At 56.9% G+C, this 22,893-nt stretch carries 23 protein-coding genes; 20 read left to right on the plus strand and 3 right to left on the minus strand.

Translation table 11 applies throughout. The annotated features are described in order from the left end of the window. Positions 1-215: 215 nt before the first annotated feature. From CVU69_04360 to CVU69_04370, 3 genes are read left to right on the plus strand one after another with little or no spacing between them, the layout of a single operon-like run. Positions 216-1,472, plus strand: coding sequence for a proline/glycine betaine ABC transporter ATP-binding protein ProV (locus CVU69_04360; GenBank protein ID PKN12938.1), 1,257 nt, complete (start codon positions 216-218; stop codon positions 1,470-1,472). Beyond that, complete coding sequence (locus CVU69_04365) at positions 1,469-2,311, plus strand: glycine/betaine ABC transporter permease (GenBank protein PKN12939.1); 843 nt, start codon at positions 1,469-1,471, stop codon at positions 2,309-2,311. Before CVU69_04360 ends, CVU69_04365 begins: the two co-directional genes overlap by 4 nt. A gap of 45 nt (positions 2,312-2,356) precedes the next feature. Continuing rightward, positions 2,357-3,388: a proline/glycine betaine ABC transporter substrate-binding protein ProX gene (locus CVU69_04370; GenBank protein PKN12940.1), complete on the plus strand. Its 1,032-nt coding sequence runs from the start codon at positions 2,357-2,359 to the stop codon at positions 3,386-3,388. Positions 3,389-3,520: 132 nt separating this feature from the next. On the opposite strand, the gene CVU69_04375 is transcribed toward CVU69_04370, so the two are convergent. Next, positions 3,521-4,798 (minus strand): hypothetical protein, encoded by a 1,278-nt coding sequence (locus CVU69_04375; protein ID PKN12941.1) that lies wholly within the window; start codon positions 4,796-4,798, stop codon positions 3,521-3,523. Positions 4,799-5,285: 487 nt separating this feature from the next. Between CVU69_04375 and CVU69_04380 the strand changes: the two genes are divergently transcribed. From CVU69_04380 to CVU69_04435, 12 genes are all read left to right on the plus strand, one after another. Beyond that, complete coding sequence (locus CVU69_04380; protein PKN12942.1) at positions 5,286-5,507, plus strand: hypothetical protein; 222 nt, start codon at positions 5,286-5,288, stop codon at positions 5,505-5,507. A gap of 25 nt (positions 5,508-5,532) precedes the next feature. Next, positions 5,533-5,991: an iron-sulfur cluster-binding oxidoreductase gene (locus tag CVU69_04385; protein ID PKN12943.1), complete on the plus strand. Its 459-nt coding sequence runs from the start codon at positions 5,533-5,535 to the stop codon at positions 5,989-5,991. 1 nt (position 5,992) lies between these two features. Continuing rightward, on the plus strand, positions 5,993-6,544 hold the full coding sequence (locus CVU69_04390) for a cation-binding protein (GenBank protein PKN12944.1): 552 nt from the start codon (positions 5,993-5,995) through the stop codon (positions 6,542-6,544). Positions 6,545-6,739: 195 nt separating this feature from the next. After that, entirely contained in the window at positions 6,740-9,547 is a 2,808-nt protein-coding gene (locus CVU69_04395) for an excinuclease ABC subunit UvrA (GenBank protein PKN12945.1), read from the plus strand. A 218-nt stretch (positions 9,548-9,765) separates the two neighbouring features. Continuing rightward, on the plus strand, positions 9,766-10,173 hold the full coding sequence (locus CVU69_04400; GenBank protein ID PKN12946.1) for a hypothetical protein: 408 nt from the start codon (positions 9,766-9,768) through the stop codon (positions 10,171-10,173). Between the two features lie 148 nt (positions 10,174-10,321). After that, a complete protein-coding gene (locus CVU69_04405) occupies positions 10,322-10,651 on the plus strand; it encodes a hypothetical protein (protein ID PKN12947.1) in 330 nt (109 codons plus the stop codon). Positions 10,652-10,662: 11 nt separating this feature from the next. Then, the gene (gene cls / locus CVU69_04410) at positions 10,663-12,093 is read left to right on the plus strand and encodes a cardiolipin synthase (GenBank protein PKN12948.1); all 1,431 of its coding nucleotides are present in this window, start codon (positions 10,663-10,665) and stop codon (positions 12,091-12,093) included. Between the two features lie 62 nt (positions 12,094-12,155). Beyond that, positions 12,156-14,312, plus strand: a complete 2,157-nt coding sequence (locus CVU69_04415) for a hypothetical protein (protein PKN12949.1) — start codon at positions 12,156-12,158, stop codon at positions 14,310-14,312. Continuing rightward, positions 14,309-15,457, plus strand: coding sequence for an HD family phosphohydrolase (locus CVU69_04420; GenBank protein ID PKN12950.1), 1,149 nt, complete (start codon positions 14,309-14,311; stop codon positions 15,455-15,457). Before CVU69_04415 ends, CVU69_04420 begins: the two co-directional genes overlap by 4 nt. A 77-nt stretch (positions 15,458-15,534) precedes the next feature. Beyond that, positions 15,535-16,248, plus strand: coding sequence for a 1-acyl-sn-glycerol-3-phosphate acyltransferase (locus tag CVU69_04425; protein PKN12951.1), 714 nt, complete (start codon positions 15,535-15,537; stop codon positions 16,246-16,248). 14 nt (positions 16,249-16,262) lie between these two features. Further along, positions 16,263-17,945: a ribonuclease J gene (locus CVU69_04430; GenBank protein PKN13045.1), complete on the plus strand. Its 1,683-nt coding sequence runs from the start codon at positions 16,263-16,265 to the stop codon at positions 17,943-17,945. A 16-nt stretch (positions 17,946-17,961) separates the two neighbouring features. Next, positions 17,962-18,747, plus strand: a complete 786-nt coding sequence (locus CVU69_04435; GenBank protein ID PKN12952.1) for a UDP-diphosphatase — start codon at positions 17,962-17,964, stop codon at positions 18,745-18,747. Positions 18,748-18,773: 26 nt separating this feature from the next. Here the strand turns inward: CVU69_04435 and CVU69_04440 are convergent, their stop codons facing one another. Both CVU69_04440 and CVU69_04445 read right to left on the minus strand, forming a co-directional pair. Next, entirely contained in the window at positions 18,774-19,085 is a 312-nt protein-coding gene (locus CVU69_04440; protein ID PKN13046.1) for a hypothetical protein, read from the minus strand. Further along, complete coding sequence (locus tag CVU69_04445; GenBank protein PKN12953.1) at positions 19,085-19,813, minus strand: hypothetical protein; 729 nt, start codon at positions 19,811-19,813, stop codon at positions 19,085-19,087. Before CVU69_04445 ends, CVU69_04440 begins: the two co-directional genes overlap by 1 nt. Before the next feature lie 27 nt (positions 19,814-19,840). Between CVU69_04445 and CVU69_04450 the strand changes: the two genes are divergently transcribed. The 5 genes from CVU69_04450 to CVU69_04470 are packed head-to-tail and all read left to right on the plus strand — an operon-like array spanning position 19,841 to position 22,829. Beyond that, a complete protein-coding gene (locus CVU69_04450) occupies positions 19,841-20,905 on the plus strand; it encodes a 3-deoxy-7-phosphoheptulonate synthase (protein ID PKN12954.1) in 1,065 nt (354 codons plus the stop codon). 19 nt (positions 20,906-20,924) lie between these two features. Then, on the plus strand, positions 20,925-21,611 hold the full coding sequence (nadD, locus tag CVU69_04455) for a nicotinate (nicotinamide) nucleotide adenylyltransferase (GenBank protein ID PKN12955.1): 687 nt from the start codon (positions 20,925-20,927) through the stop codon (positions 21,609-21,611). 4 nt (positions 21,612-21,615) lie between these two features. After that, on the plus strand, positions 21,616-21,987 hold the full coding sequence (gene rsfS / locus CVU69_04460) for a ribosome silencing factor (protein PKN12956.1): 372 nt from the start codon (positions 21,616-21,618) through the stop codon (positions 21,985-21,987). Next, positions 21,984-22,460, plus strand: coding sequence for a 50S rRNA methyltransferase (locus tag CVU69_04465; protein ID PKN12957.1), 477 nt, complete (start codon positions 21,984-21,986; stop codon positions 22,458-22,460). Before rsfS ends, CVU69_04465 begins: the two co-directional genes overlap by 4 nt. Positions 22,461-22,475: 15 nt before the next feature. Continuing rightward, a complete protein-coding gene (locus CVU69_04470) occupies positions 22,476-22,829 on the plus strand; it encodes a hypothetical protein (protein ID PKN12958.1) in 354 nt (117 codons plus the stop codon). The last annotated feature ends 64 nt before the right edge of the window (positions 22,830-22,893 follow it).

Raw genomic sequence — 22,893 nt, forward strand, 5'->3', positions numbered from 1 at the left:
GTTTGTTGGTCGGTTTGACTTTCTGCCCACAGGGGTTATTATTAAGGGATAAAAAAGTCGCCCCTGCCTGACGAAAATACACACATGACCCAAGCACGCTCCGCGTGCAAATTCCTCTTTTTGCCGACTGGTTCTCCTGCCGGCAGACACCCTCAGGGATTTCCCTCGCGGCCGTACCTTCAACGCCCTATGTACTCAGAACAAAAGGAGTTTTTATGGAGGAAAAGACCACCAAGATCAAGGTTGTCAACGTGACTAAAATTTTCGGCCCTCACCCCAAGAGGGCCTTGAAGATGCTCCAGGCTGGATCGAGCAAGGAGACCATTCACGCCGAGACCGGCACGACGGTCGGCGTCTACGATGCCAGCTTCGAAATTAACGCCGGCGAAATTTTCGTCATCATGGGACTCTCGGGCTCGGGAAAGTCGACCATGGTGAGGATTCTTAACCGCCTGATCGAACCGACGGCCGGTTCAGTCTTCGTCGACGGTGACGACGTGGCGACGATGAACGATCAACAGTTGATCGAGCTGCGTCGCAAGAAGATGTGCATGGTCTTCCAGTCCTTTGCACTGATGCCGCACCTGACGGTGCTGGAGAATGCCGCCTTTGGACTGGAGATCTCGGGTATCGACAAAATGATCCGCAGCGAGCGGGCGCTAAAGGCCCTCGAACAGGTCGGCCTCGAAGGCTACGCGGCGAGCTATCCCCGGCAACTCTCCGGGGGGATGCAGCAGCGCGTCGGCCTCGCCCGGGCGTTGGCGGTCAATCCCGACATCCTCCTCATGGACGAAGCCTTCTCCGCCCTCGATCCCTTGATCCGCACCGAGATGCAGGATGAACTCCTTAAATTGCAATCGCGGGCGCAGCGCACCATCGTCTTCATCTCTCACGATCTCGACGAAGCAATGCGCATCGGTGACCGTATCGCTATTATGGAAGGAGGGAGGGTGGTGCAGGTCGGGACTCCCGAGGAGATCCTGCAGAACCCGGCCGACGACTATGTCCGCGCCTTCTTCCGCGGTGTCGACCCGACGAACATTCTCACCGCCGGCGATATCGCCCGCAAATCAGCAGTGACGATCATCCGCCATCGCGGTGAAGGCCCTCGCACCGCCCTGCAACGCCTCATCAGTCATGAACGCGATTACGGCTATGTCCTTGACAGCGAACGCCGCTTCATGGGGCTGGTCTCCACCGATTCCCTCAAAGAATTTATTGACAGCAACGGTGGCCAGGATCTGATCCCGACCTTTCTTCCCGAAGCCCGGGCCGTACTGAGTAGCGAATCGATGCAGGATATCCTGCCGGAGGTCACCGCCCGGCCATGGCCGATCCCGGTTCTTGATGAAGAGGGACGATATCTCGGAGTCATTTCCAAGAATCAGTTCCTGCGTACCCTGCAAAGAGGGCATGAGGAGAGCGCTAAAACCGCAAGCGTAGAGCTGCCGGTGGAGGATAACGCACTATGAAATTACTAAACTTTGACGAGCAACTCATCCCCCTCGACACCTGGATCCAAAACGGTGTTGACTGGTTGGTCTCCAACTATCGCGACCTCTTCCAGGTGATCAAGGTTCCGATCGAAAAAACTCTGGAAGTTTTGCAGTGGACCTTCGCCTTCCTCCCCCCCTTCGTCCTGATTGCACTCCTCTCCCTGGCGGCCTGGCGCTACGCCGGCAAGCGGGTGATGGTCTTTACTCTCCTCAGCCTGTTATTGATCGGCTATCTCGGCCTTTGGGAGGACACCATGGTCACCCTGTCGATGGTAATCTGTTCTGTCCTCTTCTGCGCCGTCGCCGGCATCCCCCTTGGAATCCTCTCCGGACGGAGTGATCGCTTTGAGATGATTTTGCGCCCCTTTCTCGATGCCATGCAGACGACCCCGGCCTTCGTCTATCTGATTCCGGTGGTAATGCTCTTCAGCATCGGGACGGTCTCCGGGGTCCTGGCGACCATCGTCTTTGCTTTGCCACCGATCATCCGTCTGACCAGCCTCGGCATCCGCCAGGTCCATCCTGAACTGGTCGAGGCGGCCGTCGCTTTCGGTGCCACCCCCTGGCAGGTACTGCGCAAGGTGCAGTTCCCCCTGGCGCTCCCCTCAATCATGACCGGTCTCAACCAGACGATCATGATGGCTCTGTCGATGGTCGTTATCGCCGCCCTGATCGGTGCCGGTGGCCTCGGCGGGCCGGTTGTGCAGGGGCTCAACACTCTGGAGATCGGCCTGGCGACTGTCGGCGGCCTCGCCATCGTCTTGCTGGCAATGATCCTCGACCGGATCACTCAGGGTTTCGCAAAAGCGCGATAACTCTAGGACCGGAACGAATCCATTCACCCGCAAAAGGAGAAAAAGATGAAACGTATCGTATTCAGCCTGATCGGCTTCGGACTCATGGCCATCCTCGCCACTCCCCTTCTGGCGGAGAGCGACAAGCCAGGTAAGGGGGTCAAGGTGCAGCCGGCCCGGGCTACCTGGAACACCGGTTACTTTCAGGAAGCGATTGTCCGCAAAGGGCTCATCGAGCTCGGTTACAATGTCAAAAAACCGAAGGAGTTGCAGAATCCGATCTTCTACCAATCCCTCGCCCTCGGTGATGTCGACTACTGGACCAACGGCTGGTTCCCCAACCATGACGGCCAGCTCCCCAAGGGGGCGGAAAAGACGATCGAAAAGGTCGGTTATATCGTCAAAGCTGGCGGATTGCAGGGCTATCTGGTCTCTAAACGGGATGTCGAAAAGTACAACATCCAATCCCTCGACGATTTCCGTCGTCCCGAAGTCAAGCAGGCCTTCGATGCCAATGGGGACGGCAAGGCCGATCTGACTGCCTGCCCGGCCGGTTGGGGCTGTGAATCGGTTATTGCTCACCACATGGAAGTTTATGATCTTGACAAGGATATCAACCTGATCAAGGCCGCCTATTCGGCGAGTATGGCCGACACCCTGGCTCGCTACAATAATGGTGAACCGGTCTTTTTTTACACCTGGGCGCCGAACTGGACGATCTTCAAACTCAAGCCGGGGACAGATGTGATGTGGATCAACGTACCAAAGACCCTCCCCAATGAATCACAGAAGTCCGGGGAAGAGCGCATGACGGCCAGCGCTATCGAGGGGGCCGTGAGCGACCCGATCAAACTCGGCTTTGTCGTCAGCGACATTCAGATCGTCGCCAACAAAAAGTTTCTGACCAAGAACCCGGCGGCCAAAAAGTTCTTCGAACTCTTCACTATGTCCCTGGCTGACATCAACGAGCAGAACACGTTGATGGAGAATGGAGAGAAGTCTCAGAAGGATATTGAACGCCATGCGGATGCGTGGATTGCCAAGCACCGGGGCATTTGGGAGCAATGGTTGGCTGAAGCGCGTAAGGTTGCGAAGTAGGAAGATATTTACGGAGATTTACATCATTGGGTAAGGGGGATTTTTCGTTGATTAAATGGGCATTCCCGTTATTCTGATCTTTAAAAAAGCCGACCCGGCATTGCCGGGTCGGCTTTTTGTTAGCTGCAAAGGTTAAAAGTAGTAGCCAATGTTGACGTTGAACTTAGTGCCCCAATCCGCCCCCTTGGCACCGGCGGCAAAAGAATCTCTGGGGCCATTTAGATAGAGAGCATTTTTCCCACTGATGACATCGAAGTAGGTGTAGATCGGGCCGGCAGTGACCATGCAGCCGACGGTGTTGATTTGAGAATCCTCAAAAGCACTCTCCTTCTTGACGAGACGGCTGTAATCCTCGTAAAAGGTCAGGTTGCTCACCGGACCCCAACTCACCGGCAGGGAATAACTGAGCCCGGCCGAATAGAGTGTCCCTTCAGAGGCGACCAGAAAGGAGTCAGAGAATCCGCCCATGAGGACACTTTTATCATCGACGCCGGCGGGATTTTTGGGGTTGTACTGGTATTCAGCGACCTGCAGCAGAAGGTTAAAGGGTCCATAGTTGCCATTGAGATGGGCGGCTGCGGCCCAATGGTCGCCATTGTCGGTGGTGGTGTTATTGTAGAGTTGTCCCCACTCGCCGGAAAGTCCGACTTCGGTTTTGCCAAAATCACCATGATCAGCGGTATAGGCGAGACGCGCGTTAAACTGGTTGGTCTCTTCATTGGCTTGATCACCTGCTGTTACCACGTCATAGGAGTAACGCTCCAGCTTGGAGGCGCTCCCCCATTCATCATTTTTGAAGAACGCCAACTGCAGGTTCCAGGGGCCGTCTTTCTTAATAAACTTCAGGCCCATGTCGTAGTCGTCGTCCAGACCGACGTAATAGGGGATGCCCCCCCAAAAGTTATGATAGTCATAAGAGAGGTTGCCGAAGGGGACCTGAGTGATCCCGATCTGGACCCCGAGCGTATCGTTGACCGGATACTCAATAAAGGCATGATGAACGAAGTCCTGGTAGCTGTTCCAACGGTACTGGGCGGAGTAGGTGATCTTTTGGTAGGAACCGGCAACACCCAAACGGAACAGGTCAAATTTTAGATCTCCGCTTTTGTCCTTGTCGCTGTCGCTGAAGTCGTCCAGGTTGTAGTTAAAGCGGATCGCCCCGCTGAGTTTGGGGCCTTGCGAATCAGACTCGTTATTCACGTAAGTTCCCGCGGCGAGTTGCGTCTCTAATTCGTTCAACCTGCTCTTAAGGGAATCTATCTCCCCGGTCTTGTCCTTGAGTAAGCGCACTTCCTCTAATAAAGCCTGATTATCCCCTTCGACCGCCCAACAAGGGGTCGTAGCGAAGATCAGTAAAAGTGCCGATATGGCCAAAGGCCAGTAAGACTTTCTCCTCTTGATCAATTCCATTTTTTTCCTCTCTTTCTTCCAGGTAAAATTGCAGTGGTCCTTCACTCTTCGTAGCTTACTTATTCGAACTACTTCCCCGGTTGCGGTGGCGGTTATCTTCGTATCTTGCCGGGGCAAAGATCATTCACGCCGCTACCTCCTATAAATACCAGCAAGCATTGCTAATGACAAATAACAAAAAAGTTCGCAGTTGTGTGGCCTGCGTTAAATTTCTTCGACGCGCCGATCAATCATAAAGGGCGTTGCACAAGGATGAGACGGATTTTACAGATCAAGGACGGATTGAGCAAGAGTCACTGGCGGCATATTTATGTTCTTTGCGGGAAACGCTTCGCGCCCTTTAAATTCGTCCCCTCAGATTTTATCCGTGTGAAGAATGCTTCTAACTATATTCTGACCTTCTTTGTCAACTATTGATCCGCGTCAAAGCCTTCCCCTCCTTTTTGCTCTAGTCTGGACTCAAGAGCAGCACGAAAGGAGCGCAACCATGAACCTTCCACAAAATATCGGTGAAGCAGCTATCAATAAAACGATCGAGGAGCACCCCGTCATCGGCGAGATTCTCCAGAAGTACGATATCGGTTGCGTCACCTGCGGCGTCGGCATCTGTCTGGTCAAGGACGTGGTCGCAATCCACGCCCTCGGCCCTGAGGCGGAAGCGCAGATTGAGGCCGAGATCAACGCCTACCTCGCCACTCTCAAACCCTAAAACGACTCATAAAGGAGAAACGACCATGACGAACTTAGCCTGTGGCTGCCCCGGTTCCCACGTCCGCACCATCGAGAAGAACGACAGCGCCCCGAGCACAGAGAGCGGCGACCGCCCCTCCGAGCTGCGCCAGTGGCCGACCCAGCTCCAGCTGGTGCCGCCGACCGCGCCGTATCTGCAGAACGCCCATCTCCTCATTGCCGCCGACTGCGCCCCCTTTGCCTACCCGGAGTTCCACCGCGACTTTATCAAGGGGCGGATCCTGGTCAACGCTTGTCCCAAGCTCGACGACACCGGCCCCTATATCGACAAGCTGGCAGCGATGATCGCCAACAACGACGTGCAGTCGGTGACGGTGACGATCATGGAGGTCCCCTGCTGCCGCGGCCTGGCGATGCTCGCCAACGAAGCCGTGAAGAAGTCGGGGAAGGACGTGCCGGTCGAGGTGGTGGTGATCGGTATCAACGGCGAAAGGAAAAAGTAAGATGAAAAGCGACGTGACGAAAGTGCTGGTCGATGAGCATCAGCTGATCCTGCGTATGATCGCGCTGGTCGAAGAGAAGACCGCCCTCCTCGAAGCCGGGAAGTTCCGCAACTGGCAGTTCTACCTCGACGCCGTCGACTTTATCCGCAACTATGCCGACCGGTTTCATCATGCCAAGGAGGAGGATGTCCTCTTTGTCGAGCTGATCCAAAACGGCATGCCCGAGAAGAGCTCGCCGATCGAGGCGATGCACATCGAGCACGACCAGGGGCGCGCCCATGTCCGCGCCATCGAGGACGCGGCGCAGAAGGCCCTGGTCGGCGAGATCGGGCAGGGGGCGATTATCGCCGAGCACGCCAAGGGGTATGCGACGCTGCTGCGTGGCCATATCGACAAGGAGGATAACATCCTCTATCCGTTGGCGGAGCGGGTCTTGCCGGAGGGCGTGCGCGAGCGAATGCTGGCCGCCTACGCGGTCGCCGAGGCGAAGACGCCGCTGCTGGAGGAGCGTTATCGGCAGCTGGTGGAAGGGTATGAGCGGCAGTCGGTGTGAAGGTTCGCCGTAAAAGTTGCGATGTTGAAACAGTGAAGGCGGCCGAAAGGCCGCCTTCACCTTTAGGCCCTGGGGTCACCAGGGAGAAGGGCTTCAAGTTGATCTCAGTCGCCGGACAATTGCGCATCTGCGACCAAACAGGTTATACTTGTCGGCATTGCTCAATCCACTCCTCCCAAGGTTGAAAATAAGCCCATGTCGAACCAGATCGTCATCAAAGGTGCCTGCGAGCACAACCTCAAATGTATCGACGTCACCATCCCCCGCGACAAATTCGTCGTTATCACCGGCGTCTCCGGCTCCGGAAAGTCGACCCTTGCCTTCGACACCCTCTATGCCGAGGGGCAGCGCCGCTATGTCGAATCCCTCTCCGCTTATGCCCGGCAGTTTCTGGAGCAGATGGAGAAGCCCGATGTCGAGTCGATCGAAGGGCTCTCTCCCGCGATCTCCATCGAGCAGAAGACGACGAGCAAGAACCCGCGTTCGACGGTCGGCACCGTTACCGAGATCTACGACTACCTGCGCCTCCTCTTTGCAAGAGCCGGACGGGTGCACTGTCCGCAGTGCGACAAGGAGATCGCCGCCCAGACCGTGCAGCAGATGGTCGACCGGGTCATGGAACTGCCGGAGCGTAGCCGCATCATGATTTTGGCGCCGATGGTGCGTGGTCGTAAGGGGGAGTACAAGAAGGAGATCAAGCAGCTCCTTGCCGACGGTTATGTGCGCGGCCGTATCGACGGGGTCATGGTCGAACTCGCCGAAGCGCCGGAACTCGACAAGAAGAAGAATCACGATATCGAAGTGGTGATCGATCGACTCGTGATCAAGGACGACATCGCCGGTCGTCTTGCCGATTCGCTGGAGAGCGCCCTGCGCCTCGCCAGCGGCCTGGTGCGGGTCGAGATCATTGACGGCGAGTCGTACCTCTTTTCGGAGCAGCACGCCTGCGTTGACTGCAACATCTCCCTCCCCGAGGTGACGCCGCGCCTCTTCTCCTTCAACAATCCGCACGGCGCCTGCCCTGACTGCTCCGGACTCGGCACCCGCATGTATTTTGATCTGGAGCAGGTCGTCCCCAATCCCGCCCTCTCCCTGCGCGATGGTGCGATCGTCCCCTGGGAGACGCGCACCGGTTTCTATTATCAGCAGCTCCTCGAAGCCCTGGCCGATCACTATGAATTCTCCATCACCGCCCCCTTCGAGCAGCTAGGGGAACGGATCCGCAACGTCCTCCTTTACGGTTCGGGGAAAGAAGAGGTGCGCTTTTTCTACGATCAGGGGGGGCGGCGTCACTACTACCTCAAAGCCTTCGAGGGGGTGATCCCCAATCTCGAGCGGCGCTTCCATGAGACCGATTCCGAGGGGGTGCGCGAAAATCTCGAACGCTTCATGAACGTCATGCCCTGCCCGACCTGCCAGGGGGCGCGGCTCAAGCCCGAGGCGTTGGGAGTGCGGGTGAGCGGCAAAAATATCTGCGCCGTCACTGCTCTGTCGATCAGTGAAGCGCAGGAGTTCTTTGCCACCCTGCAGTTGACGAGCAAGGAGGAGGAGATTGCCCGGCGTATCCTCAAGGAGATCCGCGAGCGCCTCTCCTTCCTCACCCACGTCGGCCTCGATTACCTTTCTCTTGACCGCACTGCCGGCACCCTCTCCGGCGGTGAAGGGCAGCGTATCCGCCTTGCCACCCAGGTCGGCTCCAGTCTGGTCGGGGTCCTCTACATCCTCGACGAGCCCTCCATCGGCCTGCATCAGCGCGACAACCGCCGCCTACTCGATACCCTCTTTCGCCTCCGCGATCTCGGCAATACCGTCCTCGTTGTCGAACACGACGAAGAAACGATTATCGAGGCGGATTACGTCATCGACATGGGGCCGGGGGCGGGGGTGCATGGCGGTGAAGTCGTGGCGGCGGGGACACCGGCGGAGATCATGGCCAATCCCGCTTCCCTCACCGGCCGCTACCTTTCCGGCGAACTGACCATCGCTGTCCCCCGGGAGCGACGGAAGGCGCAGCGCTGGATCACCATGAAGAATGCCTGCGAGCACAACCTCAAGGGGATCGACGTGTCGATCCCCCTCGGGGTGATGACCTGCGTCACCGGCGTCTCCGGCTCGGGGAAATCCTCCCTGATCATCGACACCCTCTACAAGGCGCTGGCGCAGCGTCTCTATAAGGCGAAGGAGAAGGCAGGGAAGGTCGATGATATCCTCGGCCTCGAAGCTCTCGACAAGGTCATCGACATCGATCAGTCCCCCATCGGACGCACGCCACGCTCCAACCCCGCCACCTACACCGGCCTCTTCACCGATGTCCGCGACATCTTCTCCCATCTCCCCGACGCCAAGATCCGCGGCTACGGACCGGGGCGCTTCTCCTTCAATGTCAAGGGGGGGCGCTGCGAAGCCTGCCAGGGGGACGGGATCATCAAGATCGAGATGCACTTTCTCCCCGATGTCTACGTGCAATGCGAGGTCTGCAAGGGGGAGCGCTACAACCGCGAGACGCTGGAGGTGCGCTACAAGGGGAAGAATATCGCCGAGATCCTCGATATGACCGTCAGCCAGGCGCTGAAGTTTCTGGAAAACATCCCGCGCATCAACAGCAAGCTCAAGACCCTGCACGACGTCGGCCTCGGCTACATCAAGCTCGGTCAGAGCGCCACCACCCTCTCCGGCGGCGAAGCGCAACGGGTCAAGCTCGCCAAGGAGCTGACCAAGCGCGCCACCGGCCGTACCATCTACATCCTTGACGAGCCGACCACCGGCCTGCACTTTGCCGATATCCAGAAACTCCTCGATGTGCTGCAGCGTCTGGTCGAGACCGGCAACACCATCCTCATCATCGAGCACAACCTTGACGTCGTCAAGACCGCCGACCACCTCATCGACCTCGGCCCGGAAGGGGGGAAGCGCGGCGGCGAGATCGTCGCCTGCGGCACTCCGGAAGAGGTAGCCAAGGTCAGCGCTTCGCAGACCGGGCAGTATTTACGCAAGTTGCTGTAGCCCATGCTGTTAATCCGCTGAAAATCATTTCGCACACGGATAAGATCTGATTGGACGGATTTTCACGGATTTCAAAATCGCTGAAACGTTCACGTAACAGGTCGACATTAAAACATTGATGCCCTTGACTGATCGGCTTTTTATCCGTCTCATCCGTTTAATCCGTGTGCAATCGCCTTGGGCAGATTAATTTCTGGCCACAATCTCTGGAGCAACCTATGCACTACGACACCATCGAAGAAGCTTATCATTTCGTCAACGGCGCCCGTTTCGGCGAGCGGCGGGCGCTGTTGCATCGTCCCGACGGCAAGGTCTACTACAATTCGACGGTGGCTGATTATGGTGAACTGCCGGCGGATGTCGAGACCAGCGGCGATTATCTGGCCATCCCCCATAAGAAAGATTTGCCACTGGGGCAGTCGGTGGTGAGCGATTTCGTGCAGGAGCACTGCCCGCAGCAGCTGAACCGGATTCTGGCCCTTTTTGAGCGCAAGGATGCCTACCGCCACTTTAAAGATCTATTGACCGGGATGGGGCTGATCGAGAGCTGGTATCTTTATGAAGATGCCCGGGAACGGGAAGAGTTGCAGAACTGGTGCCGGGAGCACGATCTCAGCCTCGATTGAAGTCTCTGCAGGTGCTCCTTTCCAGCAAACAACAAAAGCGCCCGTTAATCGATGGGCGCTTTTGCCGTTTGGTTTTTGCTACAGGCATGTTAATATTATAAAACCTGTTCGCTACACTCCCTCCCCTGAACCGAACGCGAGGATCGCTATGGATAAATGTCCCAACTGTAAAGAATTGAAAAAAGGTAAATACTGGTGTACGGGGTGTCTAACCGTCTTTGTCTGCCCCAATCCCGGCTGCGGGGCGCCGATCAGCAAGCAGGACGCCACCGAGTGCCCGCGTTGCGCGATGATCTTTGCCGATTATATTACCAACCGCAAGATGTACCGTTTCTGCCCCAAATGTAAAAAACGCCAGGGCGTTTCGGAAGCGCAGTGCAAATTCTGCAAGTACTGGTTCAGTTGCCCGAGTTGCGGTCACAAGGTCCCTTCGACGAGCATGCTCACCTGTCCGCGTTGCGCGACGAATCTGCGCTGAGCTGACGCGTGATGCTGAGCACCACCCTGACCATCCTCTTTCTCGCTTTCGGGATCTTTTCGGCCGGGCATGCGCTGCTGCTCAAGCGTGATCCCCGCTCGGCTCTGGGCTGGTTTGTGGTCTGCCTCATTGTTCCCGGTCTGGGTGCGCTCGGTTACTGGTTTCTCGGGGTCAATCGTATCCGCAGCAAGGCGAGGCGTTGGCGGGCGCGGGGGCGGATGCACTTCTTCGAATGGGCTTGTGAGGATCATGGTGAGGAAGTCCCCTTGCCACAGCATTTGCGCCGGGAAAATTTTTTCGCACTGCGCAGCCTTGCCGACGCGGTTACCCGCCGACATCTGGTGCATGGCAATAAACTGTCCCTTCTGCATAACGGCGAAGAAGTTTATCCGGCGATGCTGGCGGCCATTGAGGGGGCGCAGCACAGCGTCTATCTTTCTTCGTATATCTTTGCCGATGACCACAGTGGTCAGTCCTTCTGTGATGCCCTGCAAAGAGCGGCGGCGCGCGGCGTCGATGTCCGGGTGCTGGTTGATGCTCTCGGTGAACGCTACTTCTGGCCAGCGATTCATCGCCGGCTGACCAAAATGGCGATTCGCCATGCCCGTTTTCTCCCCTTTTCGTTGTCGAGCTGGGGATTTTTCATCAACCTGCGCAACCACCGCAAGCTGCTGATCGTCGATAATTGCGTCGGGTTCACCGGCGGCATGAATATCAGTGACCGCCACCTCCTTGCCGACCCAGCTCTGCCGCATCGCGTTGTCGACCTGCACTTTGAGATTGCCGGTCCGGTGGTCGGGCAGATGCAGGAAGCTTTCTTTGAGGATTGGTACTTTGCCACCGGAGAAGTACCGCAGAAACCGCTCACTTCACCAGTGCCCCTTGCCGATGGAGCATCCTTCTGCCGCGGCATCAGTGCCGGCCCGAATGAAGATTTTGAACCTCTCACCTGGATCATCGTCGGCGCCCTCAACTCTGCCCGCAAGCGTGTTTGCATCATGACCCCCTACTTTATCCCCGATCGTGCCCTGACCACCGCCCTTTGTGCCGCAGCGCTGCGCGGGGTCCAGGTCGAAATCATTCTGCCACAAAAGAATAATTTTCCTTTTGTGCACTGGGCGTCCCAGGATTATTTCACTGAATTGCTCGAACATAAGGTCCGCATCTTTTACCAGCCCCCCCCCTTCGTCCACAGCAAAATGTTGCTCATGGATCATCACTACGCCTTGATCGGCTCAGCCAATATCGATCCCCGCAGTCTGCGCCTTAACTTTGAATTCAATCTTGAAATTTTTGACCAGACGACAACGGCAGCCCTGACCGATTACTTTGATGCGGCGCGGGCGGTCTCGGTGCCAGTGACCGCAACGCGGATGCGGGCGCTGCCGCTCTGGATCCGTTTACGTAATGGCTTTGCCAAGATCTTCTCTCCTTATCTTTGAGCTGAACGATTTCAAGCTGAAATCATCTATGTTATCGCTTTGTTTGATTTCAGGAGTTTCCTATGGGCATTGATGACGGAAGAAGCAGTGCGGATATCGTGAAAGCGTTAGCGGGGAAAGATTCCATGCAGAATGAAGAACAGGTTATCAGGCTCGCGCTGGTCAGGAACATTCTTAATGTTCTCTGCCTCCTGTGCAACCATCTGAAAATCTACCCGCAGGGGAACCAGGTCGTCCGCGTTACCCTCTCCCGACTGATGTTGCAACTGGAGAAGTATTTCGCCGGCAAGGACCATCTCGACCTTGTCGTTGCCCGGCATGGTTTTCTCTGTGACGATCTCCTGATGGACCGTTCCAACGCTCAACTCCAGAACTTCGCCAGTGTCATCTTTATGCACGGGATCGCGGTGATCAAGCTCCATAGGGGCGTCTCGGAGTTTGAAATCATTACGTTCCTGCGACTGATCGGAAGCAAGCCGGCAGAGTCATGGGATGAGGGAGGGGTGCGTAGTTGTCTCGAAGTGCGACGGATTGACAACATTGAAGTGGTTGAGCTGTCGGAGAAGGACTTTTTGCTGCGTGATGAGGGGACGACTGCTCCGGCCAGCGGGGAAGGAGAGGATTCATCGGATCTCTGGGACCGTTTTGCTCTTGGTGTCTTTCAACGTCAGGATGAGGATGGAACCGGGAGAGATCCTGCCGAGCTGGAACCGGAGGCGCTCGCCCGTGCGACCAGCGCTTTCCTGGCCGGGCAGGAAAGCGAAGTTCAGCAGCGATTCATGCGCGAGGCCTCAACTTTTCTGGCTTCCCTGCAGCAGGAAAAAATCCGGAGCTATCGGATCAAGGCCCTGGAAAAGATGACCAGTTATGTGAATAATCTGCCCCCACATCTCAAGCGGCTGTTTTTGCAAAATGTCTTCAATTGCAACCTCAAGGCTGACTTTGCCGAAGATTTTTTATCGACCCTTTCTGATGATTTGATCATGGATGCCCTGGCAACCGCGGCCAAGGGAAAAAACTATGTCCCGCCGGTTGTCCTCAATCTCCTCGGCAAGCTGGCACGCAGTCGCGAACTCCTTCCGGCCGATTCCCCCCTGCTCAGCGAAAAAAAGGAAGGGGAACTGGAATTGAAGACCAGGGAACTCTTCCGCTCTGATGAGTTTGAAGAATTCGTGCCGGAGAAGTACCGGCACGCCCTTTTTCAGATCCTGCGCAGCGAGGAGATCGACGGTGGTTTTAATGAGAAATTATCCCGACTCAAGGCGACTCTGGAGGAGGAGCAGATTGAAGAACATGCCGGCGCGATTATCGTTCACATCCTCAGCCATGATGCGGATGAACTCCATCTCGCTGGTCTCTTTAATCATCTGCAAAAAATTCTCGAACTTTATGCCGAGGCCGGTGATTATTTGGCCATCGACGACATCCGGACGCGTTGCGTCGAACAGGGCGGCCCTTCCCGGCAGTCGCTTCAGCAAATTATTGAAGCCAACTCCTATCTCGAGCGGATTCTCGACGGCGCAAGCCGTTTTGGCAAAGAGAAATACGAATCTCTGGGGAATTTGATTACATCGGTCGGAACAGCCTTTGTCGATCCGATTCTCGATCGACTGGCGGAGGAGAAGAATCGTTCCATCCGTTATTTTTTTATTCAGTGTCTCAAAGGGATGGGACCTGTGGTGGCGGATCGTGCCGTTCAGAGGCTGAGGGATCCGCGGTGGTATTACCTGCGCAACCTTCTTGCGCTGTTACGGGAAGTCGGGGACCCTGCCACAATGGGGTTGATTCGCCCTCTTTTCCGGCATTCCCACCCTAAGGTTCGCCATGAAGCGCTCAAGACCGGGCTTGCCCTCAAAGACGCCCAGGCCCAGAACCTTCTTTTGGAACAGCTAGCGTCCCGGGAAAGTAGCGACATTGTTACGGCCATTGCTTTGGCACGCAACTACCCGGAACCGCGGATTTTTGCCGGACTCGCGGCCCTGCTTCAAAAGAATGAAATCTTCGACTACCGTCTGGAGCTAAAGCGCGGGGTGGTCGCGGCCCTGATCGAGATCGACCGGCGGCAGGCTCTCCCGGTGCTGCAGCGTTTTGTCGCCGGTTATAACCTCTTCCATCCCATCCTCCATGCCGGGTTTTGCCGTGATATCGGCAGCATGCTGGAAGAATTCGTGTCGCCACGGAGCACCCCTCCCACTCCGCACGCGGAAGGGAAGCCATGAAACCTGAAGCTGTGACCCCTCTCCTTGCTTTTCTGCGTTCTCTTGCCAATGCCATCGGGAGCGCCCAGCTCTATTCCGTAGAGCACCCCCAAGTGGTGGCTCTCCTCCCCCGGGCTGTCGATGCCCTGCACCACTTTGTCGGCAACGAAGCCAACAAGACGCTGGTCTTTGTTAAAGGCGTCGGTTTTCTCCAGGGGAAACCGCTGCCGCACAACCCGCATCTAGACCGGATCGCTGCTCTCTGTGATCAGCGAGGCATCGGCTTTATCCGTTTCAGTGGAGTCGTTACCGTGGCGGAGATGCGGCAACTGGTGCGAGTGCTGGTCGGAATCGAAAACACTGAAAATCTGAGTAATTCCTCAGGGAATATCTGTATCGGTGCGGTTGAAGCGCCGGAGTCAGAGGGCGATAACATCCGTGAGATTGCTTCCTTTGAGGAGCTTAGTGCCGAAGAACTGAAAGAGATCGACGAGCTCTATAATGCCTTTGGTCAGCAAAAATCATTTAATCTCAAATCGTTGGCCAGCGTCATTGCCGGCTTTATCAACGCTTTCCGCCGGGAGGCGAATCCCCTGCTGGCGCTGGTACCGTTACGTCTTCTCGATGAATACACCTTTACCCACTCGGTCAATGTCGGCATTCTAAATATCGCGCAGGGCATGTCTCTGGGGATCGAGGGGCAGTTGCTTCACGATCTCGGCATTGCCGGTCTTTTACACGATGTCGGCAAGATCTTTACCGATCAGCAACTCTTGAAGAAGCCGGCGGCGCTGACGACGGAGGAGTGGCAACTCATGAAGCGTCATCCCTCACGGGGGGCGCAATATCTCCTTAATCAGCCCGATGTCCCGAAAATTGCCGTGATCACGGCTTTTGAGCACCATATGCGATACGACCAGACCGGATACCCGCGCATGGCCGCTGGCTGGAAGCTTAGCTTGTGCAGTCAGATGACGATGATTTCCGATACCTTTGATGCTTTGCGGACGCGGCGAATTTACAAAGACTCCTGGGATTTCCCGAAAATTTCCGGGCATATGCTCAACCTTGGCGGTACGCAGCTTAATCCTGAATTGACGCTCAACTTTCTTAATGTTCTCAGGAAGATGGAAGAGAGTTCCCCGGAGCGGAGAGAGGGGGCGTGACCTGTTGCAAAAATTGCTTTGACTTACCTTCTGATTCTTCCGTAAGTTACGGCATTTAATACTGGAGAGACTCCTCATTGCTGCGAACCATCTTTTTCTACATTAACTTTTTTCCTTTTACCCTCCTTTGTATCGGCTACTTGCTGATCTCGGCGCTCCTCGGCGGCGAAGAGCGTCTGCACACCAGCGCCAGGCAATGGGCGCGGGGCTGTCTCTGGCTGGGGGGGGTGCGCCTGACGGTGGAAGGGCTCGAGCATCTCCCCCTCCACGGTCCGGCCGTTTACATGTCGAATCATCAAGGGAATTTTGACATTCCCCTCCTCTTTGCCGCCCTCCCGGTCCAGTTCCGCTGGCTGGCCAAGGCCGAACTCTTTCGCATCCCTCTTTTCGGCTTGACGATGCGCATTGCCGGCTATATTCCGGTCGAACGCAAGGACCGCCGACTGGCGATCCAGAGTATGAATAAAGCGGCGCAACAGGTGGCGGGCGGAACCTCGATCATGATCTTTCCGGAAGGAACGCGTTCCCCGGACGGGGCGTTACTCCCCTTTAAGAAGGGCGGATTTGTGCTGGCACTGCAGGCGCAGGCGCCGATTGTTCCGATCGCCATCGATGGCAGCGCCGCCTTGATGTTGAAGAGTTCGTGGCTGATCCACTCCGGGGAGGTGCATTTGCGTATCTTTCCGGCGTTGTCGACTGCGGGGCTGGGGATGAAGGAGCGCGATGCACTGATTGCGGAGGTCGAGGCGCGGATTACTTCGGCTCTTTCGTCGCCGCCGAGCGTGGCATGAAGAATTCAGGCTTTATGCCCTGGTCGCCCTTGACCGATCCGGCGACGATCCGCCTTCTGCCTTTGGGCGGACTCGGCGAAATCGGTCTGAATATGATGGCGATTGAATCGCAAGGGGCTATCCTGCTGGTCGACTGTGGCTTGATGTTTCCGGATGCCAGCATGCTCGGGGTCGATCTCGTTCTTCCCGATGTGCGGATCCTCGAAACGCGGCGAGACGATATCTGTGGCCTCCTTCTGACCCATGGCCATGAAGATCATATCGGGGCGATTCCCTACCTCCTTGATGGTCTCGGCTACCCCACGGTCTATGGCACCGAGCTGACTCTCGGGTTGTTGCGCGGCAAGCTTGTGGAACACAGTTTCAAGCAAAAGGTGGAACTGGTCACGATCCTTCCCCGCCTTTCTTTTGACCTCGGGCCGTTTCAGGTCGAGCCCTTTCGTGTCACCCACTCGGTCGCCGATGGTGTCGGTTTTGCTATTCGCACCAGCGCCGGGCTGATCGTCCATACCGGCGACTTCAAGCTTGATGCCACGCCGATCGACGGGGAGATGACCGATCTGGCCCGTCTCGCCGCTTATGGCGAAGCCGGGGTCTTTGCCCTCCTGTCCGATTCGACCAATGTTGAGCGCCCCGGCCATACCCTCTCCGAGCGCTGTGTCGGCGAAGCGTTGCGGCAGCGCTTACCGGCTTGCCGCGGCACGGTCCTGGTCGCCAGTTTCTCCTCCAATATCCATCGCATTCAACAGGTCCTGGATGCGGCCCGGCAGGTCGGCCGTAAAGTGCTGATCAACGGCCGGAGTATGGCGCAGAGTGTGGCGATCAGCCGGCAACTCGATTGTCTGCACGCTCCCGACGATCTCTTTATTGATGTTCGCGAGCTGCGGACCCTGCCGCGGGATAAGGTCCTCATCCTTTCGACCGGCAGCCAGGGGGAGCCGCGCTCTTCCCTGGCACGCATTGCCACCGACGACCATAAAGAAATCTTTCTGCAGAGCGGCGACACCGTCATCCTCTCCTCCCGATTCATCCCCGGCAACGAGAAGACCATCGCCGAGATGATCAATCATCTCTTCCGCCGCGGTGCCGATGTCTGGTATGAAGGGGCGAACGGCATGCACGTCTCCGGTCATGCCAGCCAGGAGGAGCTGACGCAGATGATCGCTCTGACCCGGCCCCGTTACTTTGTGCCGGTGCACGGCGATTACCGCCATCTCGTCCGCCACGCGCAGTTAGCAGAATCTCTGAGGATGGCGGGTTTGGAGGCGATCGTTATCGATAACGGCCAGCCGCTGCTCCTGAATGCGAACGGCTTTCGCCGGGAAACGCGGGTACATACCGGACGAATCTATGTTGATGGCAAAGGGGTCGGTGATCTCGGCCCCGGAGAACTTCGCGATCGCCGCCACCTCGCCAGTCACGGAGTGGTCGCCGTCTTTCTCACCCTGTCGGACGATGGCCGAATCATGGCCGGTCCGGAGCTGCTGACCCGCGGTTTTGTCGGCGAAGAAGGGGGCCAGGATTGCCTTGCCGACGCGACGGAGATTGTGCGGGAGTTGGTCGCCAATCATTTCGAAAGCGGCGCGTTGCTTCCGGCTGAGCTCACTATCGAAATCCGTAAGGGACTGGGCCGCTACTTTAATCGCAGCATGGCCCGTCGCCCGGTGATCCTGCCTTTGCTCATTATGCAACCATAGGAAGAGAGAATCGAGAATGACACTGAGCGAGGGACTTTTATTGGGAGTGCTGCAAGGGTTGACGGAGTTTCTCCCGGTCTCTTCGTCCGGGCACCTGGCCCTGGCGCAGCAGTTGATGCCCGGTTTCGAACAGCCCGGCCTCCTCTTTGACGTCGCGCTCCATCTCGGTACCCTGGTGGCGGTGATCATCTATTTTCGCCAGGACCTTAAGCAACTGTTGACCGCGCCTTTCCGGCATGACATTAAGGCGGTACAGGAGCGGCGCTATCTCCGTTTATTGATTGTCGGTTCGATCCCGACGGCGATCATCGGACTGACCCTTAAAGATACGGTTGAAGTGCTCTTTCATCGCCCCCTGGTTGTCGGGGGGCTCCTCTTGGTCACCGGCCTGCTCCTTTTTGTCGCCGAACGTTTTCGTTCCTCTGGCCGCAAGCGCCTGACCCTGGCCGACAGCCTCATCACCGGCCTTGCCCAGGGGATTGCGGTCCTTCCCGGTATTTCGCGTTCCGGCGCGACGATTGCCGCCTTGATGCTGCGCGGGGTCGAGGGGCAGACCGCCGCGCGATTCTCCTTTTTGCTTGCCCTGCCGGCAGTCGGCGGCGCGGCACTGGTTTCGCTCAAGGACGTTGAACATCTGCCCCAGGGCGAAATCGGCATCTATCTCGCCGGGGCCGGCATATCGTGTCTGGTCGGATTGATCTGTATTCACGCCCTTCTCGGGATTATCCGCAAAAAGCGTCTTTATTACTTCTCATTATACTGCTGGCTGGTGGGGGGCGCGGCGCTATACTACTTTCAGTAACAGGGAGGGAGGGGGAACACGGCGGGTTATTTCTTCAGGTAGGAGGCGGGAGCAGTGAGGGCAGCCAGGACCTGGGCGGCGCTGACCCCCGACAGAAAGAGGCGTTTGTGGCGGGAGGTTTCGCCGGCCTCCAGCGTCACGGCGCTTTTCGCCAGGCCAAGTTTTTTGGCGATGTATTCACAGCATAGGCGGTTCGCCGCCCCTTCGACCGGCGGCGAGGTGAGTCGGATCTTCAGTTCCTCCCCCAGTGCCCCGATCACCTCGTTTTTACTCGCCCGCGGCTGGACAAGGAGGTGGATGACAACGCCATGATCGCGAATCTGCAGCCAGGCGGGGATCAATAAGAAAAGGAATCGTCGTCGGCGTCAGGGAGAGGCGGCGCCGGGGTCAGGGGGGCACTCTTGGGGGCTTCATGGTAGGAAGGATCAAAGCCGACATCAAGAAGGCGCAGATGACTCTCGATCGCCATGCGAAGATTCGTTTCGAAGGCGACCTTCTCCCGGCGCAGGGCTTGAATTTCGGTGATCATCTTTTGGCGCCGGTCTTCCGCCTGCAGCAGGATTTGTTCGGCTCGCAGTTGTGCATTGGCAGTAATCAGCTCGGCTTCGCGCCGGGCGTTGGCTTTGAGATCGTCTGTCATGCGCTGAGTGGTGAGGAGGGTCTCTTTCAGGGTTGCTTCCCGGTTTTGCAAATCTTCGAGAGCCAGTTTTGTCCGACTTAAATCGTCCCGCAACTGCTGGCCGTCAACAGTCAGAATTTCAAGCTCTTCCGCGACCTGTTCAAGAAAGCGATCAACCTCTTCCTGGTCGTAGCCGCCGATCATTTTACTTTTGAAATGCTGTTGCTGGATGTCAATCGGAGTAATGCGCACGGTGGCCTCAGGGTAGTAGGAAGGGTTAGAAAAGGATCTCGACAAAGACGGGGGGCGAAGACCCTCGACCGTTGGGTTGTTTATACGCAAAGACGTTATCACTGTCAACGGCTTCTGCCGGAAAATGGTGCGAGTTTTTTTGACTTTTACATGAAAAATCGCTACAGTGCCCCCTCCCCAAGAATGAAAGAACATTAAAGAAATTAGCGATGAGGTTTCCTTATGTTGCGGACCAATAATCTGCGTGTCCGGGGCTTGACCCCGATCATTGCCCCGAACGATTTGAAGCAGGTCTTCCCGTTGAGTGAGCGGGGTGCGGCCGAAGTCACCCGTTCCCGCGAGATCATCGTCGATATCCTCAATAATCGCGATCCGCGCTTGATGGCGGTGATCGGTCCCTGCTCGATTCACGACCCTAAAGCGGCGCTGGAATATGCGGCACGTCTCGCAAAGCTCTCCGCGGAGATCGGTGAGCAGATCTATTGCGTCATGCGCGTCTATTTTGAAAAACCGCGCACCACCATCGGCTGGAAAGGGTTGATCAATGATCCGGACCTGAACGGTTCGCACCAGATCTCCAAGGGCCTCGGCGTCGCCCGCGCTCTCCTCTGTGCGTTGAATGCCCTGAATATCCCCATTGCCGGCGAGATGCTCGATCCGATTACCCCGCATTATCTCGCCGACCTGATCAGTTGGGGGGCGATCGGCGCACGCACGACGGAATCACAAACCCATCGGGAGATGGCGAGTGGACTCTCCTTTCCGGTCGGCTTCAAGAACGGCACGGACGGCAATCTGCAGATCGCCGTCGATGCCATCAAGGCGGCCCGCTCGGCGCACAGCTTTATCGGTATCAACAACGAAGGACAGACCTCGATCGTCTCGACCGTCGGCAACCCCGATGTCCATATCGTCCTGCGCGGCGGCAATGATGCCCCCAACTATTCTCCGGAAGACATTGCCAAAACGACGGCTCTTCTCGAAAAGGGGGGGGTCAGCAGCGCCATTATGGTCGATTGCAGTCATGCCAATTGCTATAAGGATCACAACCGCCAGGAGGAAGTCCTGACCAGTGTGATCGATCAGGTTATCGCCGGTAATCCCAATATCCGTGCGGTGATGATCGAAAGCAATCTCGGTGATGGCAGCCAATCCACCAGCGAAGATCCGTCGCAGCTCCTTTACGGGGTGTCGATTACTGATAAATGCATCGGTTGGGAAACGACCGAGCGCCTCCTCCGCACCGCTGCCAGGCGTCTGGCCGAAGCGGGGGGGCGACCGATCTGAACCGCAGGCAGAGGTAACAGTGACAAGCGCAGCGACTCCGGGTCGCCAACGGCTGGGGGTCTTTGGCGGTGCTTTTAACCCTATCCACCTGGCGCATCTGCGCCTGGCCGAAGAAGCCCGGGAATATTGTCAACTCGATCAGGTCCTCTTCCTGCCGACCGCCGCTCCGCCCCATAAGACGTTGCCCGACGAGTCACCCTCCTTTGCGCAGCGTCTGGCCATGGTCGCGGCCGCCATTACCGGCAATCCCGCCTTCAGCGTTTCCGATCTGGAAGGGAAACATCCCGGCAAAAACTATTCGGTGAAGATTCTTGAGCGCTTGCACTCCCTTTATCCGGATTACGATTTCTTCTTTCTGATCGGGATGGACTCTTTTCGCGACCTCGCCATCTGGTATGACTATCGTCGTCTCTTTGCACTGACGAATCTGGTCGTCACCCGGCGGCCTGGCGTTGAGTGTGATGATCTTCTTGCGCTCCTCCCGGTTGCGATCCGCCCGGAGTTTTGCTATGATCCGACCGGAAAAATACTGCTGCATGTCAGTGGGAACCGGGTTATTTTTCTCGAAGAGACCTATCTGGATATCTCTTCCACCTACATTCGCCAGCTTCTTTCAGGCGGACGCTCGGTCCGCTATCTCCTTCCGACTCCGGTCGCGGAGTATATTGAACAACACGCCCTTTACCGGGGCCGCGAAAGGCTATAATCCCTTGCTCTCGAAAGATCGTGCTTTACTCTGTGCCGGTTATGCCCTTGAAAAAAAAGCACTCAATGTGCGGGTCCTCAATGTTCGCGGCCTGTCTTCTCTCACTGATTATCTGGTAATTGCCTCCGGGCAGTCGGATCGCCAGGTGCAGGCGATTGCTGAATCCGTGCGCGTCGGGCTCAAGCTTCACCATGATCTCCCGCCGATGGCGGTGGAAGGGGTCAAGGAAGGGCGCTGGGTCCTCCTCGATTACGGGGATGTCATGGTCCACGTCTTTCATGAACCGGTGCGCGACTATTACGACCTTGACGGCCTTTGGCGTGAAGCGATCGAGGTCCCGGTCCCCGAGGACAATCCGGCGGTGCACAAGGGGTGAAGCTCCGCCTGCTGTGTGTCGGCCGCCTCTCTGCCGCAGGGATTCGGAGCGGAGTCGAGGATTATGGCGGTCGGATCGGCCGCTACCTCCCCTTTGAGACCATCGAATTGCGCGAGGCGAGCGGCGGCGGGACGAAAGGGGATGTCCGTTTTGGCCGCGTGGAGGAAGGGGGGCGGATCTTGCAACGACTTTCTCCTTCAGCCTTTGTCGTTATTCTCGATGAAGCGGGGAAGGGGTTGACCACCGAAGCGTGGTCTGCATTTCTCGGGGAACGCATGCTTTATGGTCCGGACGAAGTGATTCTGGTGATCGGCGGGGCATACGGCTTAAGCGATGCAGTCAAGGCGCGCGGCGATCTTTGCCTCTCTTTATCAAAGATGACGTTTCCGCATCAGTTGGCGCGTTTGCTTCTTCTTGAACAGACTTATCGCGCCCTGACCATTTTGCGTAATGAACCGTATCATAACCGCTAGGGAGTGAAGGTCTGCATGGATGCTCAGCGATTGGCCGCGGCAAAGGAAGAACTCGAACGTTTGCGACGTGACGTCCTCCGCGAGGTGCAGGCAACGGGCGAAGCTTCCCGACAACTCGACACGGAAGATGTCCCGGATATCGGTGATATGTCGACGCGCTCTTATGATCGCGATCTCCTTTATAATCTCTCTGAAGTCCAGCGGCAAAAGATTCGCGATATCGATGCCGCTCTTGAGCTTCTGGCACAGGGGGATTACGGCGTTTGTGTCCGCTGCGGCGAGGAGATTGCCGCGAAGCGGATGGAAGTCCGTCCTTTTTCCCGTTATTGCATAGAATGTAAGACGGAAGTCGAACGTTTCGGCGAGTAATGCCCGAGTTGCAAGCAAACGAAACAGTTCCGCCCTCCCGATCCATTTTTTTCGTGGGCGCTGC

This window comes from Deltaproteobacteria bacterium HGW-Deltaproteobacteria-4 (genome assembly GCA_002841765.1).
Lineage (GTDB): Bacteria > Desulfobacterota > Desulfuromonadia > Desulfuromonadales > UBA2197 > UBA2197.

Excerpts from the sequence above, each read along its gene's own strand:
- CVU69_04360 (PKN12938.1), top strand. The coding sequence starts at position 216 with ATGGAGGAAAAGACCACCAAGATCAAGGTTGTCAACGTGACTAAAATT.
- CVU69_04365 (PKN12939.1), top strand. The coding sequence starts at position 1,469 with ATGAAATTACTAAACTTTGACGAGCAACTCATCCCCCTCGACACCTGG.
- CVU69_04370 (PKN12940.1), top strand. The coding sequence starts at position 2,357 with ATGAAACGTATCGTATTCAGCCTGATCGGCTTCGGACTCATGGCCATC.
- CVU69_04375 (PKN12941.1), bottom strand. The coding sequence starts at position 4,798 with ATGGAATTGATCAAGAGGAGAAAGTCTTACTGGCCTTTGGCCATATCG.
- CVU69_04380 (PKN12942.1), top strand. The coding sequence starts at position 5,286 with ATGAACCTTCCACAAAATATCGGTGAAGCAGCTATCAATAAAACGATC.
- CVU69_04385 (PKN12943.1), top strand. The coding sequence starts at position 5,533 with ATGACGAACTTAGCCTGTGGCTGCCCCGGTTCCCACGTCCGCACCATC.
- CVU69_04390 (PKN12944.1), top strand. The coding sequence starts at position 5,993 with ATGAAAAGCGACGTGACGAAAGTGCTGGTCGATGAGCATCAGCTGATC.
- CVU69_04395 (PKN12945.1), top strand. The coding sequence starts at position 6,740 with ATGTCGAACCAGATCGTCATCAAAGGTGCCTGCGAGCACAACCTCAAA.
- CVU69_04400 (PKN12946.1), top strand. The coding sequence starts at position 9,766 with ATGCACTACGACACCATCGAAGAAGCTTATCATTTCGTCAACGGCGCC.
- CVU69_04405 (PKN12947.1), top strand. The coding sequence starts at position 10,322 with ATGGATAAATGTCCCAACTGTAAAGAATTGAAAAAAGGTAAATACTGG.
- cls (PKN12948.1), top strand. The coding sequence starts at position 10,663 with ATGCTGAGCACCACCCTGACCATCCTCTTTCTCGCTTTCGGGATCTTT.
- CVU69_04415 (PKN12949.1), top strand. The coding sequence starts at position 12,156 with ATGGGCATTGATGACGGAAGAAGCAGTGCGGATATCGTGAAAGCGTTA.
- CVU69_04420 (PKN12950.1), top strand. The coding sequence starts at position 14,309 with ATGAAACCTGAAGCTGTGACCCCTCTCCTTGCTTTTCTGCGTTCTCTT.
- CVU69_04430 (PKN13045.1), top strand. The coding sequence starts at position 16,263 with ATGCCCTGGTCGCCCTTGACCGATCCGGCGACGATCCGCCTTCTGCCT.
- CVU69_04435 (PKN12952.1), top strand. The coding sequence starts at position 17,962 with ATGACACTGAGCGAGGGACTTTTATTGGGAGTGCTGCAAGGGTTGACG.
- CVU69_04445 (PKN12953.1), bottom strand. The coding sequence starts at position 19,813 with ATGTTCTTTCATTCTTGGGGAGGGGGCACTGTAGCGATTTTTCATGTA.
- CVU69_04450 (PKN12954.1), top strand. The coding sequence starts at position 19,841 with ATGTTGCGGACCAATAATCTGCGTGTCCGGGGCTTGACCCCGATCATT.
- CVU69_04470 (PKN12958.1), top strand. The coding sequence starts at position 22,476 with ATGGATGCTCAGCGATTGGCCGCGGCAAAGGAAGAACTCGAACGTTTG.